Source organism: Amycolatopsis sp. cmx-11-12, assembly GCF_046269425.1.
GTDB lineage: Bacteria > Actinomycetota > Actinomycetes > Mycobacteriales > Pseudonocardiaceae > Amycolatopsis.
The window spans coordinates 71,916-85,777 of the sequence record NZ_JADNQM010000041.1 but is presented as its reverse complement, the minus strand read 5'-3'; the positions used below and the strand labels follow the sequence as shown (position 1 = coordinate 85,777).

Annotated in this window: 9 protein-coding genes and 1 rRNA gene; 3 read left to right on the top strand and 7 right to left on the bottom strand. The window is 68.2% G+C overall.

Annotated features, from left to right (window positions below; genetic code table 11):
• The 4 genes from ACLARN_RS37270 to ACLARN_RS37255 form a co-directional block, all read right to left on the bottom strand.
• Positions 1 to 102: ribosomal RNA gene (locus tag ACLARN_RS37270) — 16S ribosomal RNA — on the bottom strand; the annotation flags it as partial.
• Between the two features lie 396 nt (positions 103 to 498).
• Positions 499 to 2,061, bottom strand: a complete 1,563-nt coding sequence (locus ACLARN_RS37265; RefSeq protein WP_409496183.1) for an amidase — start codon at positions 2,059 to 2,061, stop codon at positions 499 to 501.
• A gap of 11 nt (positions 2,062 to 2,072) precedes the next feature.
• Positions 2,073 to 3,416: a type I glutamate--ammonia ligase gene (glnA, locus tag ACLARN_RS37260; protein WP_409496182.1), complete on the bottom strand. Its 1,344-nt coding sequence runs from the start codon at positions 3,414 to 3,416 to the stop codon at positions 2,073 to 2,075.
• A 68-nt stretch (positions 3,417 to 3,484) separates the two neighbouring features.
• Positions 3,485 to 4,750: an MFS transporter gene (locus ACLARN_RS37255; protein WP_409496181.1), complete on the bottom strand. Its 1,266-nt coding sequence runs from the start codon at positions 4,748 to 4,750 to the stop codon at positions 3,485 to 3,487.
• Between the two features lie 89 nt (positions 4,751 to 4,839).
• Between ACLARN_RS37255 and ACLARN_RS37250 the strand changes: the two genes are divergently transcribed.
• Entirely contained in the window at positions 4,840 to 5,508 is a 669-nt protein-coding gene (locus tag ACLARN_RS37250; RefSeq protein ID WP_409496180.1) for an LppX_LprAFG lipoprotein, read from the top strand.
• 78 nt (positions 5,509 to 5,586) lie between these two features.
• On the opposite strand, the gene ACLARN_RS37245 is transcribed toward ACLARN_RS37250, so the two are convergent.
• Together ACLARN_RS37245 and ACLARN_RS37240 are read right to left on the bottom strand one after the other, a co-directional pair.
• Positions 5,587 to 7,122 (bottom strand): alpha/beta hydrolase, encoded by a 1,536-nt coding sequence (locus ACLARN_RS37245; protein ID WP_409496179.1) that lies wholly within the window; start codon positions 7,120 to 7,122, stop codon positions 5,587 to 5,589.
• A 52-nt stretch (positions 7,123 to 7,174) separates the two neighbouring features.
• On the bottom strand, positions 7,175 to 8,746 hold the full coding sequence (locus ACLARN_RS37240; protein WP_409496187.1) for an alpha/beta hydrolase: 1,572 nt from the start codon (positions 8,744 to 8,746) through the stop codon (positions 7,175 to 7,177).
• A 151-nt stretch (positions 8,747 to 8,897) separates the two neighbouring features.
• Here ACLARN_RS37240 and secA2 point away from each other — a divergent pair, with 151 nt between their 5' ends.
• The gene (gene secA2 / locus ACLARN_RS37235) at positions 8,898 to 11,225 is read left to right on the top strand and encodes an accessory Sec system translocase SecA2 (RefSeq protein ID WP_409496178.1); all 2,328 of its coding nucleotides are present in this window, start codon (positions 8,898 to 8,900) and stop codon (positions 11,223 to 11,225) included.
• Positions 11,226 to 11,440: 215 nt separating this feature from the next.
• Positions 11,441 to 13,198 (top strand): NAD+ synthase, encoded by a 1,758-nt coding sequence (locus tag ACLARN_RS37230; RefSeq protein ID WP_409496177.1) that lies wholly within the window; start codon positions 11,441 to 11,443, stop codon positions 13,196 to 13,198.
• Here ACLARN_RS37230 and ACLARN_RS37225 read toward each other — a convergent pair.
• Positions 13,169 to 13,795 (bottom strand): VOC family protein, encoded by a 627-nt coding sequence (locus ACLARN_RS37225; protein WP_409496176.1) that lies wholly within the window; start codon positions 13,793 to 13,795, stop codon positions 13,169 to 13,171. The two genes, ACLARN_RS37230 and ACLARN_RS37225, sit on opposite strands and share 30 nt — an antisense overlap.
• Positions 13,796 to 13,862 lie beyond the last annotated feature (67 nt).

Genomic DNA, 13,862 nt, shown 5'->3' with positions numbered 1-13,862 from the left:
ACCCGTTCGCCACTAATCCACCCGAAGGCTTCATCGTTCGACTTGCATGTGTTAAGCACGCCGCCAGCGTTCGTCCTGAGCCAGGATCAAACTCTCCAACAATGTCAAATTTGATCGAGGCAAATTTAATGCACTCAAAGGAACCTCAAACGAGGTTCTTAATACATAAGCTCTACTGGCTTAGTTCACTAGCACACTGTTGAGTTCTCAAGCAACACGCTTTGTTTCAAAGCGATATTCACAAGCTTTTGGTCGAGCATGCCGAATCCTACGGTCTTACTTGTAGGGGGTCGGCGGCCTCTCGTGGGCCGACGCTGAACATTACCTGGTCCGGTTCGCGGTGTCAACCCGCTCGGCCCGTGTTCCTGGCCTGGGGCTTTTCGGCCCCGGTGGCCCGGTGTTCTTGGCGACGAAGAGAAGATTACATGCCCCGGAACCCCCCGAAAACAGGGGGGTCACTTAACGACATCGCCGCAGGTCAGCCGGTGTGAACCCCCGTCATCCGACGGTCTTCAGGTAGCGAGGCGGTTCGCGGGCGGGGACGACGCGTTCGAAATCGGCCGCGTAGGCGAGCATCCGGGCGTCCGTCCACTGCCCCGCCATGAACGAGACCCCGACCGGGAGCTCGCCGACGAACCCGGCCGGCACGGTCACTGCCGGGTACCCCGCGACCGCGGCGGGCGTCGACGACGGGATCACGTCGTTGTCGCCGGTTTTGCAGTCGGTCTTCCATGCGGGCGGGTTGGTGGGTGCGGCGATCGCGTCGAGGCGGTACTTCGCGACGGTCTCGTCGATCGAGCGTTTCGCCAGGTCGGTCAGCTCGCGACGCATCGCCAGATAGCCGGGGTCAGACGGACCGGGCGCGGCGAGTGCCTGCTCGAAGAGTTCCTGTCCGGCGAAACAGGTCTGCTCCAGCGGGTCGGACTCGTTGTAGGCGATCAGCGCGGCGAGGTCGCGCGGGCCTTCGGGGCGCGTGGCCAAATAGCGGTCGATGTCGCGGTGAAACTCCGTGAGCAGCGCCGGGAACTCCAGTTCACCGAGCCTCGCCTGGTACGGCGGCGTCACCTCGACGACTTCGGCACCGGCCTTGACCAGCGAATTCCTGGTTCGCGTCATCACGTTGTCGACGTCCGGGCCGAGGATCGGCAGGCGCCAGAGTCCGATGCGGGAGCCCTTCAGGACGCCGGGCCGGAGGTGCGCGGCGTAGTCGGTCGGCTGGTTCGGCGGGTACTTGGCGGTGGCCGGGTCGCTCGGGTCGCGGCCCTGCAGCGCGGACAAGGTCAGCGCGACGTCGACGACGTTCCTGGCGATCGGGCCGGCGGTGTCCTGTTCGGCCGAGATCGGCACCACACCGGTGCGGCTGACCAGGCCGAGGCTTGGTTTGTGCCCCACGGTCGAGGTCATCCCGGCCGGGCAGACGATCGAGCCGTCGGTCTCGCTGCCGATCGCGACCTGGGCGAGTGACGCGGCCACTCCCGCGGCGGATCCGGCGGATGACCCACAAGGGTTGCGGTCGAGGACGTACGGGTTGTTCGTCTGCCCGCCGACGCCGGACCACCCGGAAGTGGGTTTGGCGGCGCGGAAGTTCGCCCATTCGGACAGGTTCGCCTTGCCGAGGACCACCGCGCCCGCGTCACGCAGACGGCGGATCAAGGTCGCGTCTTTCGCGGGCTTGCTGCGCAGGGCTCGGGAGCCGGCGGTCGTCTGCATCGACCGGGTGTCGACGTTGTCCTTCACCAGGATCGGGATGCCGTCGAGAGGGCCTCGTGTCTTGCCTGCCCGACGACGGATGTCACTCTCCGCGGCTTGCGCGATCGCGGCCGGGTTGACCGCGATGACCGCGTTCACCTTCCCGTCGACCTTGCGGATGCGATCGAGATAAGCCGAGGTCAGACCTACTGCCGTCAGTCGCCCGGCGGACATGCGCGCCTGGAGCGCGGGAATGTCGGCGGCGTCGAGATCGAGAGGTCTCCCGGTGGCGGATGCCGCTGGTGCGGCACTCGCCGTGATGGTCACGGCGACCAGTGTCGTCAGGATTCGGAACACCGGTCGCCGCACCATCAGGTCTCCTTCTAGAGCACCGGAAGCAAGGTCCGCAGTTCGTACGGGGTCACCGCGCTGCGGTAGTTATCCCATTCAACACGTTTGTTGCGCAGGAAGAAGTCGTAAACGTGCTCCCCGAGCGCTTCGGGCAGAAGTTCCGATTTCTCCATCTCGGACAAGGCTTCCCCGAGGTTCTGCGGGAGCTGGGCGTATCCGGCCGCACGGCGTTCGGCGTCGGACAGCTGCCAGATGTTGTCCTCGGCGGGAGGCGGCAGCTCGTAGCCCTTCTCGATGCCCTTGAGACCGGCGGCCAGGATGACCGAGTAAGCCAGATAGGGGTTGCAGGCCGAGTCGAGCGTGCGGATCTCCACGCGGCGTGACGACGCCTTGCCCGGGGAGTACATCGGGACCCGGACCAGCGCGGAGCGGTTGGCCCGGCCCCACGAGACGGTCGTCGGGGCCTCACTGCCACTGATCAGCCGTTTGTAGGAGTTCACCCACTGGTTGGTGACCGCCGAGATCTCTTTCGCGTGATGCAACAACCCCGCCACGAAAGCTTTACCGGTCGCTGACAACTCGTATGGGTCTTCGGCGTCGTAGAAGGCGTTGCGGTCACCCTCGAACAGGCTCACGTGGGTGTGCATCCCGGAGCCCGGCTGGTTGGTGAACGGCTTCGGCATGAAGGTGGCGCGCACCCCCTGGGTGAGCGCGACCTCCTTGACGACGTAACGGAAGGTCATCACGTTGTCGGCCATGGTCAGCGCGTCGGCGTACCGGAGGTCGATCTCCTGCTGACCGGGCGCGCCCTCGTGATGGCTGAATTCGACCGAGATCCCCATCGCCTCGAGCGTCTCGATGGCGTGGCGGCGGAAGTGCGTCGCGGTCGCGTGGCTGGCCTGGTCGAAGTACCCGCCGTTGTCCGCGGGCTCGGGCTCACTGCCGTCGTCCGGCAGGCTCGCGAGCAGGAAGAACTCGATCTCGGGGTGGACGTAGCAGGTGAAGCCCGCTTCGGCCGCCTTCGAGAGCTGCCTGCGCAGGACGTGCCTGGGGTCCGCCCAGGACGGGGAGCCGTCCGGCATCGCGATGTCGCAGAACATGCGCGCCGAATACGGTCCGCCCTCGGGGGTCTCCCAGGGCAGGACCTGGAACGTGGCCGGGTCGGGCTTCGCGACCATGTCGGATTCGTAGACGCGCGCGAACCCTTCGATGGCCGATCCGTCGAAGCCGATCCCTTCGCTGAAGGCGCCCTCGAGCTCGGCGGGAGCCACGGCGACGGATTTGAGAAACCCCAGCACATCCGTGAACCAGAGCCTGACGAAACGGATGTCGCGCTCTTCCAAGGTACGGAGCACGAACTCCTGCTGGCGATCCATGGCCGCACCCTAACGAGAACGTGTTAACGACATGTTTCGCGACGCGCCGTACGACCGGAAGTGGTGGGTCACCCCACCAGAACCGGCTCGGGCTTGGCCGCCTTCGTGATCGCCAGCGAAGCGACCGAAGCGAGCACCGCGAGGCCCGCCGCGATGTACCAAGCGAGCGCGTAGCTGCCCGAAGAGTCGCGGATCGCTCCGGCACCGAAGGCCGCGAGACCCGCGCCGAGCTGGTGACTGGCGAAGACCCAGCCGAAGACGATCGGCCCGGCGGCGCCGAACTGGCGGACGCAGAGCGCGACCGTCGGTGGGACCGTCGCCACCCAATCGAGGCCGTAGAAGACGATGAACGCCCACATGCTCGGTTCCACCGATCCGCTCAACAGCTGCGGAAGTAGTGCGAGCGAAACGCCACGAAGGGCGTAGTAGACGCCGAGCAGGATGCGCGGGTCGACCCGGTCGGTGAGCCAGCCGGAGGCGATCGTGCCGACGACGTCGAAGATCCCGACGAGGGCGAGCAGGCCGGCGGCGGTGGTCTGCGGCATGCCGTGGTCGTGCGCGGCGGGGACGAAGTGGGTGCTGACCAGGCCGTTCGTCGTGGCGCCGCAGATCGCGAAGCCGGCTGCGAGCAGCCAGAACGTCTTCGTGCGTGCTGCCGAGCCGAGGACCGAGAGTGCTCGGCGGGCTGAACCACCCGTACGGGCTGGTGGTGCGACTTCGCCGGGTTCGGCGCCGTACGCGGTCGTACCGACGTCGGACGGGTGATCGCGGACCACCAGAAGGACGACGGGGATGACGGCCAGCGCGGCGATGGCGATGACGAGCGAGGCCGTCCGCCAGCCTTCGTCGATGGCGAGGTTCGCCACGATCGGGAGGAAGATCAGCTGGCCGGTGGCGCCCGCCGCGGTGAGGACGCCGGTGACGACGCCGCGGCTGCGGACGAACCAGCGGGCGGCGACCGTCGCGGCGAAACTCATCGCCATCGAGCCGGTGCCGACGCCGACCAGGACACCCCAGCAGAGGATGAGCTGCCAGCTCGCGCTCATGAACACCGTGCCGCCCGCGCCGATCGCGACGACGAACAACGCCGTCGAGGCGACGCGTCGCATGCCGAAGCGCTCCATGAGAGCTGCCGCGAAGGGCGAGAAGAGGCCGTAGAGCACGAGGTTCACGGAGACGGCCGACGCGATCGTCGCGCGTGACCAGCCGAATTCGTTGTGGAGCGGGTCGATGAGCACGCCGGGGGCCGCGCGGAATCCGGCGGCGGCGAGCAGGGCGATGAATGCGGCGGCGGCGACGAACCACGCGCGGTGGAGCCGGGTCTGAGGTTGCACGGGTACAGCGTCATCGGCGACGGCTCCCGGCGGAAGCGGCTGGAAGGACACTGTGCGAAAGATTCGGGCCAAGGCCATAGGGTCTCAGCATGCGCTGCCGTCATCTCGTGCCGGCGCTGCTGCTCTCGATCGGGCTCATCGGCGGCTGCGCGGGGTCACCCCCGTTGCCCGCCGCGCCGGAATTCGTGAGCGCGGCGGCCGACTCCCTCACCTCTTTGCGCAGCGTGCGATTCGCCCTCGGGGTGAACGGCGTGGTCACCGGGCTGCCGGTGCGCGGGCTCGACGGCGAGATCAGTCTCGAGGGTGGCGCGGTCGGTAATGCCGATCTGCAGGACGACTTCGAACGGATGAAGGTCAAGTACCGGCTGTCCGGTTCGGAGATCACGCTCAGTGGGCCTGGCGTGGAGCGCGTGATTCCTGCTTCGGCGCCGTACACGCCGCAGGCGATGCTCGGAGCTGAAGGCGGGCTTCGGCGGCTGCTGACCGGGGCGACCGAGCTGAAGGGCGAGCGGTGGGAGCGGGTGCAGGACACCGACTCGTTCCGGATCGGCGCGAAGGTGCCGGCCGCGGTGATCGGCGGGATCGTGCCGGAGATCCAGTCGGACGTGTTCGTGAAGCTGTGGATTTCGAAGGACGAGCCGCGGCGGCTGATGCGGGTGTGGGTGCAGGTGCCGCCGACGAGGCCGGAGGACTTCGCGGTGATGCTGGAACTGGCGTTGACCAGGCATAACGCGGTGGTCGTCGGGGGCGGGCGATAGCAAAGGTCCCCTGCTCTCCCGACGGGTGAAAGGCCAGGTCAGCGGGGGTGGCGATAGCAAAGGTCCCTTGCTCCCCCGCTAGGTGCAGCGGGTGTCGGGGGCGGGCAATTCGCCGTCGATCAGGTACGCGTTGCCTGCGCCGTCGACGCACTGGTTGCCGTCGAGGAAGACGGTGTGCTGCGCGCCCTCGAACGTGAGCAAAGCTCCCTTGAGGTCTCGTGCCAGGTTCACGCCGGACGCGTATGGGGTCGCCGGGTCATCGGTGGTCGAGATGATCAGCGGCCGCGGCAGGCCGTCGATGTCCGGCTTGTGGACCTCGGAGGTGGCGGGCACCGGCCAGACCGAGCAGATGTCGAGTTCGCTCATGTCCGGGGTGCCGCCGTCGAGGAACGGCGCGCTCCGGAGCATCCGCTCGTGAGCGCCGTCGATGACGCGCCGGTCGGTGATCCGCGTGCTGTCGACGCAGCGGACCGCGAAGTAGACGTCGAGGATCCCGGTGTACCGGCCGTCCGGCTCGCGGCCGTAGTAATTGTCGGCGAGCGCGACCAGGGTTTTGCCGCTCCCCCGCTTGAGCTCGGCGAACCCTTCGTTGAGGAACTTCCACGCGTCCTGCGAGTACAGCGCGGCGCTGGTGCCGGTGATGGCGTCCTCGAACGAAAGCTCACGGTTCCCGGCGGGAACCGGCTTGGTGATCAGCGGCTGGACCAGGTCCTGGAACGCCTTCGTCACCGCGCCGGCGTCGCGACCGAGCGCGCAGTCGGCGCGGGCGGCGCACCACTTGCCGAATTCGGTGAACGTGTTCTGGAAGCCTGCCATCTGCATGACCAGCGATTCGGCGGTGTCGAGTTCGGGATCGACCGCACCGTCGAGGAGCAGCGCCCGCACCTTGTCCGGATAAGCCTCGGCATAGGCGGTCCCGATCTGGGTGCCGTACGAAAAGCCCAGGTAGGTGAGTTTTTCGTCGCCGAGGGCCGCGCGGAGGACGTCGAGGTCGCGGACGACGTCCCTGGTACCGATGTTGGTGAGTAGCTCCTGGCCGTGCTTCGTGCGCTCGGCGCACTTCGCGGCGTACGCCCTGGCGTCGGCGAGTTGCTTCGCCATCCCGCTCGGAGTCGTGTCGCTTTCCGAGTCCTCCGCGCGGTCCGCGTCACGTTCGGCGTCGGTGAGACAGACGAGCTTCGGTTCGCTGGTCCCGACGCCGCGCGGGTCGAATCCGACGATGTCGAACCGCGCGGCCAGCGTCGCCGCGGGGCGGGACTTCGCGATACGCGCCGCTGCTGACACACCCGAGCCGCCGGGCCCGCCGGGGTTGACCACGAGCGACCCGATCCGCTGATCGGTCTTCTTCGCCTTGTGCCGGAGGACGCCGATCGAGATCGTTTCGCCGTCCGGTTTCAGGTAGTCGAGCGGAACGGTGAGCTTCGCGCAGTCGAACGCTTTGTCCTCGCACGCGCGCCACGCGAGCTTCTGCCCGGTGAATTTTTCGAGCGCCTTCGGGTCCGGAGTCGGCGACACCGAAGTCGTCGGCGGCACCGGCGGCGCGGGCTGCGGCGTCGTGCACGAAGCGACGAGCACGACGACGGCGAGCGTGGCCGGGACGCGGCGAAGGCTCATCTCGCGATCTTCGCAGCGTCCCGGCCGGTCACGGGCGTTCGCGCCGAACTCGTTACTTGGCCTCGCAGCGAGTGCCCTCGTCCGGCACGGTGCCGTCCACCAGGTACTTGATGCCGATCTGGTCGACACACGAGACGCCTTGGAGGAACACCGTGTGCTGGTTCCCCTCGAACGTCAGCAAAGCTCCCTTGATCGCTTTCGCGAGGTTCACGCCCGCTTGGTAGGGGGTCGCCGGGTCGTTCGTCGTCGAGATGACCAGCGTCTTCGGCAGGCCTTCGACGTTGGGCTGGTGCGGCTCCGAGGTGTTCGACACCGGCCAGAAGGCGCAGGCGTCGCGCGCGGAACCGTCCGGCTTGCCGTCGTCGAGGAACGGCGCCGCCTGCGCGTACCGCTTCTGCGCGTCCAGGATCTTCGCCGGATCGGTGACCCGCGGATCGTCGACGCACCGGATCGCGACGAACGCGTCCTGCGTCGTCCCGTAGCGGCCGTCGGCGCCGCGTTCGTTGTAGAGGTCGGCCAGTTTTTCCAGGCCGTCGCCGCGCTGGCGCTTCAGTTCGTTGAGCGCGGTGTTCAGCGGTTCCCAGAGATCTTCCTGGTAGAGGGCCTGGATCACGCCGGTGGTCGCGTCCTCGTACGACAGTTTCCGGCCGTCGCTGACCGGGACGGGGAAGTCGATCAGTGGCCGCAGCAGGTCCTGGAACGCCTTCGTCACGCCCGCGGCGTCGCGTCCGAGCGCGCAGTCCTCCCGCGCGGCGCACCAGTTGGAGAACTCGCCGAACGCCTTGCCGAAGCCCTGCCCCTGCGCGACCAGCGATTCCACCGCGTCCTGCTCCGGGTCGACGGCCCCGTCGAGCACCAGCGCGCGGACGTTCGTCGGGAACGCCTCCGCGTAGGCGGATCCGATCCTCGTTCCGTACGAGTAGCCGATGTAGCTCAGCTTCGGATCGCCGAGAACCGAACGCAGGATGTCCATGTCCTTGACGACGTCGCGGGTACCCACGTTCGCGAGCATCGAGGCGCCGTGTTCGGTCCGCTGAGCGCACCTGGTCGCGAAGTCCTGAGACTCGGCTTCCTGCTTTTTCACCCCTTCGGGTGAGCCGTCCGTCTCGCTGTCGTCCGCCCGGTCCGCGTCGCGTTCGGCGTCGGTCAGGCAACGGATCTGCGGCTGGCTCGCACCGATGCCCCGCGGGTCGAATCCGACCACGTCGAAGCGTTTGCCCAGCTCGTTCGTCGCGGTCCGGGACGCGAGGCCGGCCGCGGCCTGCATGCCGGAGGCACCGGGGCCACCCGGGTTGACCACGAGCGAGCCAATCCTTTCGTCGGTTTCCAGTGCCTTCCGGCGCAGGAGGCCGAGGGTGATCGAGTCGCCTTCAGGCTTCGCGTAGTCGAGCGGGACGGTCAGCCGGGCGCACTGTGCGTCCTTCACTCGAAACGCCGCTTTTGCGTCATCGGATGTCGCGTAGGGTGCACAGTCGGCCCAGGTCAGACTCTGTCCGTAGAACTTCTCGAGTCCTGCGGGCACCTGGCCGGACGGAGCATGCGACTCGGTCGCCGGAGGCGGCGGCTGGGTTCTGCCCTCTCCCGACGAGCACGCGGCGAAAGTGACGGCGAGCAGGCCGGACAGCGAGATCGCGGCGAATCGACGGGCACGGGACCTGGCGCTGACATGAGTGGACACGGTTGGATCGTGCCATCGGCCGCGGAACTCGGCCGCACCACCACTGCGTTGGTGATTACGGGTGCGGACGGCAGAAGATACAGACGGGAGCACAGGGGTGGCAGCACTGATCAGCCGGGTGGGCAAGAAGCTGCGCCGGATCATCCAGCGGCCGGGCAGCGTCGAGCTGACCCGCTACGAAGCGCTGCTGCCGGCCATCGAGAAGCTCGAGCCCGAGTTGGAGAAGCTCTCCGACGAGGAGCTGACAGAGCGGGCCGGCAAGCTTCGGGACGCCACGACCTTCGGCAACGACCAGCTGGTCGAGGTCTGCGCGCTCGGCCGTGAGGCCGCTCGGCGGGCGCTGGGCGAACGCGCCTTCGACGTCCAGCTGCTGGGCACGATGGGCCTGCTCAGCGGACACATCGTGCAGATGGAGACCGGTGAGGGCAAGACGCTGGCCGGTGCGCTGGCAGGCGCCGGGTACGCCCTGCGCGGCAAGAACGTCCACGTCGTCACGGTGAACGACTACCTCGCCCGCCGTGACGCGGAGTGGATGGGCCCGATCTACGACCTGCTCGGCGTCTCCGTCGGCTGGATCGAGCCCGCTCACTCCCGCGACGAGCGCCGCGAGGCGTACGCGAAGGAAGTCACGTACGGCGCCGTCAGCGAGATCGGCTTCGACGTGCTGCGCGACCGCCTGGTGACGCGCGAGGAGGACCTGGTCCAGCGCGATCCCGAGGTGGCGATCGTCGACGAGGCGGACTCCGTGCTGGTCGACGAGGCGCGCGTGCCGTTGGTGATGGCGGGGTCGATCGACCACACCGACGCCGACGAAGAGGTCGCGAACATCGTCCGGCGGCTGCGGCTCGGGCTGCACTACGAGACCGACGCCGACGGCCGCAACGCCTGGCTGACCAAGGCGGGCGCTTCGGTGGTCGAGAAGGCCCTCGGCGACGACATCAACCTTTACGACGACACGGGTTCGGACCGGCTGCCCGCGGTGAACGTGGCGCTGCACGCGCACGCGCTGCTCACCCGCGACGTCGACTACCTCGTGCGTGACGGCAAGGTGCAGCTGATCAACGCCGCACGCGGCCGCGTCGCCGAACTCCAGCGCTGGCCGGACGGCCTCCAGGCCGCCGTCGAGGCGAAGGAGCAGGTCAAGGCGACCGACCGGGGCGAGATCCTCGACTCGATCACCGTGCAGGCGCTGCTCGCGCGCTACCCCGAGGTCGCGGGCATGACCGGTACCGCGGTCGCGGTCGCCGAGCAGCTGCGCGAGTTCTACAAGCTCGAGGTCGCGGTCATCCCGCCGAACACGCCGAACATCCGCGAAGACCAGGAGGACAGGATCTTCGGATCGCCGTCGCAGAAGCTGCGCGCGATCGAGGAGGAGATCCGGCGGGTGCACGAGAGCGGGCGGCCGATCCTCGTCGGCACCCAGGACGTCGCCGAATCGGAGGAGCTGGCCGAGAAGCTGGCGAAGGTCGAGCTCGAGTGCGTCGTGCTCAACGCGCGCAACGACGCCGAGGAAGCCGAGATCATCGCCGACGCCGGCAAGAAGGGCGCTGTCACCGTTTCGACCCAGATGGCCGGTCGAGGCACCGACATCCGGCTGGGCGGCAAGGACGGCGACGGCCGCGACGAGGTCGTCGAGCTGGGCGGACTGCACGTGATCGGCACCGCCCGCTACCCATCGAGCAGGCTGGACGGCCAGCTGCGCGGCCGGTCCGGGCGGCAGGGCGACCCGGGCAGCGCGGTGTTCTTCGCCAGCCTGAACGACGAACTCGTGCTGTCGAACGCGCCGGACATCCCCGAGGGCATCAGCTCCGACGTGGGCAGCGGCGAGATCGTCGACCCGGCGGCGCTGCGGCAGATCAACCACGCGCAGCGTGTCGCCGAGGGTGTCGACCTGGAGATCCACCGGAACACCTGGCGCTACACGCGGCTGATCGAACGGCAGCGCGGCGAACTGCTGGAGCACCGGGACAAGGTGCTGCGGACCGCGCACGCGGCGGAGGTGCTGGAGAAGGCGCATCCGGAGAAGTTCAAGGAGCTCTCGGAGGCTGTCGACGACGAAGCTCGCGTCGAACAGCTGAGCCGTGAGGTGCTGCTGTTCCACATCGACCAGCTGTGGTCGGACCACCTGGCGTTCCTGACGGACGTGCGGGAGAGCATCCACCTGCGGGCGCTGGCGCGGGAGACGCCGATCGACGAGTTCCACCGCGCGGCGATCCCCGAGTTCCACAAGATCATCCCGGAGGCGGCCGAGCGGGCGGCGAAGACGCTCGAGGAGGCCGAGATCACCGAGAACGGGATCGACCTCGGTGACGCGGGAGTACGGCGGGCGAACACGACGTGGACCTACCTGGTGCACGACAACCCGTTCGACTCCGACTTCGAGCAGACCATCAAGAAGGTGCGGAGCATGATCAAGCGGAAGTAGCGCTCGGGTCCTGTCGCGGGAGCGGGGGACCTTTGCTGTCACTCTCTTTTGGAGAGCGATAGCAAAGGTCCCCCGCTCTCTTTTTGGGTGAAACCGCAGGTCAGCGGCCGGACGGTAGTAAAGGTCCCTTGCTCCCCCGGCACCGGACCGCACCCAGGTGGGCGATTCGGCACATCCGCTCGTCCCCTGGGACTCCCGTGAGTGAGAATGTCGGCATGCCGCAACTGCGCATCGCACTGGCCCAGGTCAACACCACCGTCGGAGACCTCGAAGGCAACGCCGAGCTCACCGTCGAGTGGACCCGTAAGGCCGCCGAAGCAGGCGCCCACATCGTGGTCTTCCCGGAGATGTCCCTCACCGGCTATCCCGTCGAGGACCTCTCCCTCCGCCCGACCTTCGCCTCCGCCTCGAAGCAGATGGTCGAAGCTCTCGCCCGGCGGCTCGAGGACGCCGGATGCGGCGAAGTGCTCACCTACATCGGATATCTCGACCTGGACGAGACCGGCCCGCGCGACGCGGCGGCCGCGCTGTACCGCGGCGAAGTGGTCGCCCGCCAGTTCAAGCACCACCTGCCCAACTACGGGGTCTTCGACGAGCATCGCTGGTTCAAGCCGGGCAACGAACTCGAGGTCGTCCGCTTCCACGGTGTCGACGTCGGCATGGTGATCTGCGAAGACGTCTGGCAGGACGGCGGCCCGATCTCCGCGCTCGGCAAGGCGGGGGTGGACCTCGTGGTCGCGCCCAACGCCTCGCCTTACGAGCGCGCGAAGGACGACATCCGCCTGCCGCTCATCGCCCGCCGCGCCGCCGAGGCCGGGGCGCCGCTGGTGTACACGAATCAGATCGGCGGTCAGGACGACCTCGTCTTCGACGGCGACTCGATCGTGGTCGGCGCGGACGGCCGGTTGCTGGCGCGCGCGCCGCAATTCGCCGAGCACCTGCTGATCGTCGACACGGACCTCGTCGCGGGCGGGCACACCGCCGAGGGCGAGTTCGAGGGTCTGCGGGTCAAGCGCCGCGTCCTCAGCGAAGAACCGGTTCCGGCCTACAGCCCGCGCACCGAATCGGCGATCAGCGAACCGCTGTCGGACGAGGCCGAAGTGTGGCACGCGCTCGTGATCGGCCTGCGCGACTACGTGCACAAGAACGGCTTCTCGTCGGTGACGTTCGGCTTCTCCGGCGGCATCGACTCGGCGGTCGTGGCCGCGCTGGCCGCCGACGCGCTCGGCGGCGACAACGTCTACGGCGTCTCAATGCCTTCGGAGTACTCCTCGGAGCACTCGAAGGGCGACGCCGAAGACCTCGCCCGCCGCATCGGCGCGCATTACCGCGTCGAACCGATCGCGGACATGGTCAAGGTCTACGTGGAGCAGCTCCAGCTGACCGGGCTCGCCGAGGAGAACATCCAGGCGCGGGTCCGCGGCATGCTGCTGATGGCACTGTCCAATCAGGACGGTCACCTGGTGCTCGCCACCGGCAACAAGACCGAGCTCGCCGTCGGCTACTCGACGATCTACGGCGACGCCGTCGGGGCTTTCGCGCCGATCAAGGACCTGTTCAAGACGCACGTCTGGCATCTGGCCAGATGGCGCAACGCGGAAGCCGAAAAGAACGGCGAGACCCCGCCCATCCCGGAGAACTCGATCACGAAGCCGCCGTCGGCCGAGCTGCGGCCAGGACAGCTGGACAGTGACTCGCTGCCCGACTACCTGATGCTCGACGACATCCTCGACGACTACATCGAGGGAGACCGCGGCTATGTCGACCTGGTGGACGCGGGCTTCGAGCCGGAGACCATCGACCGTGTGGTGCGCATGGTCGACAAGGCCGAATACAAGCGCCGCCAGTACCCGCCGGGCACCAAGATCACGTTCAAGGCGTTCGGGCGGGACCGGCGGCTGCCGATGACCAACGGCTGGCGAGAGGGCACGGTCGTGGCCCGCTCAGCTCAGCGTGATCTGCTTCCCGGCTGAGTTCTGGAGCACGGCCACCAGGCCGGGCTTCGCGTCGCGCCGTACGAGCATGTCCATCCCGAGCGCCCGGACCGCGGACTCCACCGCGGCAGGCTCGGGGTGGACGCCGGTGACCAGGAGCAGCGGGATCGACGGGAGTCCCCGCGTCGTCGGATGTGGGGTGCTCCCCCAGTCGATGAGGAAGGGAGCGAGCCCGTCCAAGCCGCCGGGGCCGGTGAGGCGCCAGGTCAGCAGTTCGCCGTCGTCGGTGGCGCGTGACATCTCGAACGCGTCCCCCGGGTCGTAACCGCGCTCGCGCGCCTCGGCGATCGCGTCGTCGATGCCTCGCACTCGTGCGGCCCAGGTGACCAGTGCGGGCGCGGTCAGCTCGTCGACGCCGAGCGGCCGCGGCCCGACGTGCTCGGGTTGATCCGGGTCGGGCCCAACCACCTCGAGGTAGGCGCCGGCGCCGAGATCGGCCAGGTAGTTGGCCGTGCCGAGCCCGACATGCCTGCCACCGCGTACGGGCGTGACGCCGGTCAGATCCGCGACGCGCGCGACGGCCTCTTCGAGATTCGGCCCGGCGTAGACGAGGTGATCAAGCACGAGGTCGCTCATGCCCATAGTCCTATCGCAGTCGCCGCGTCGTTGGCACCGCGGTGCCGCCGAAAGCGGCCAAGCCGAA

Coding starts and splice junctions, on each gene's coding strand:
- glnA (WP_409496182.1), bottom strand. CDS start 3,416: ATGGATCGCCAGCAGGAGTTCGTGCTCCGTACCTTGGAAGAGCGCGAC.
- ACLARN_RS37265 (WP_409496183.1), bottom strand. CDS start 2,061: ATGGTGCGGCGACCGGTGTTCCGAATCCTGACGACACTGGTCGCCGTG.
- ACLARN_RS37245 (WP_409496179.1), bottom strand. CDS start 7,122: ATGAGCCTTCGCCGCGTCCCGGCCACGCTCGCCGTCGTCGTGCTCGTC.
- ACLARN_RS37230 (WP_409496177.1), top strand. CDS start 11,441: ATGCCGCAACTGCGCATCGCACTGGCCCAGGTCAACACCACCGTCGGA.
- ACLARN_RS37250 (WP_409496180.1), top strand. CDS start 4,840: ATGCGCTGCCGTCATCTCGTGCCGGCGCTGCTGCTCTCGATCGGGCTC.
- ACLARN_RS37225 (WP_409496176.1), bottom strand. CDS start 13,795: ATGAGCGACCTCGTGCTTGATCACCTCGTCTACGCCGGGCCGAATCTC.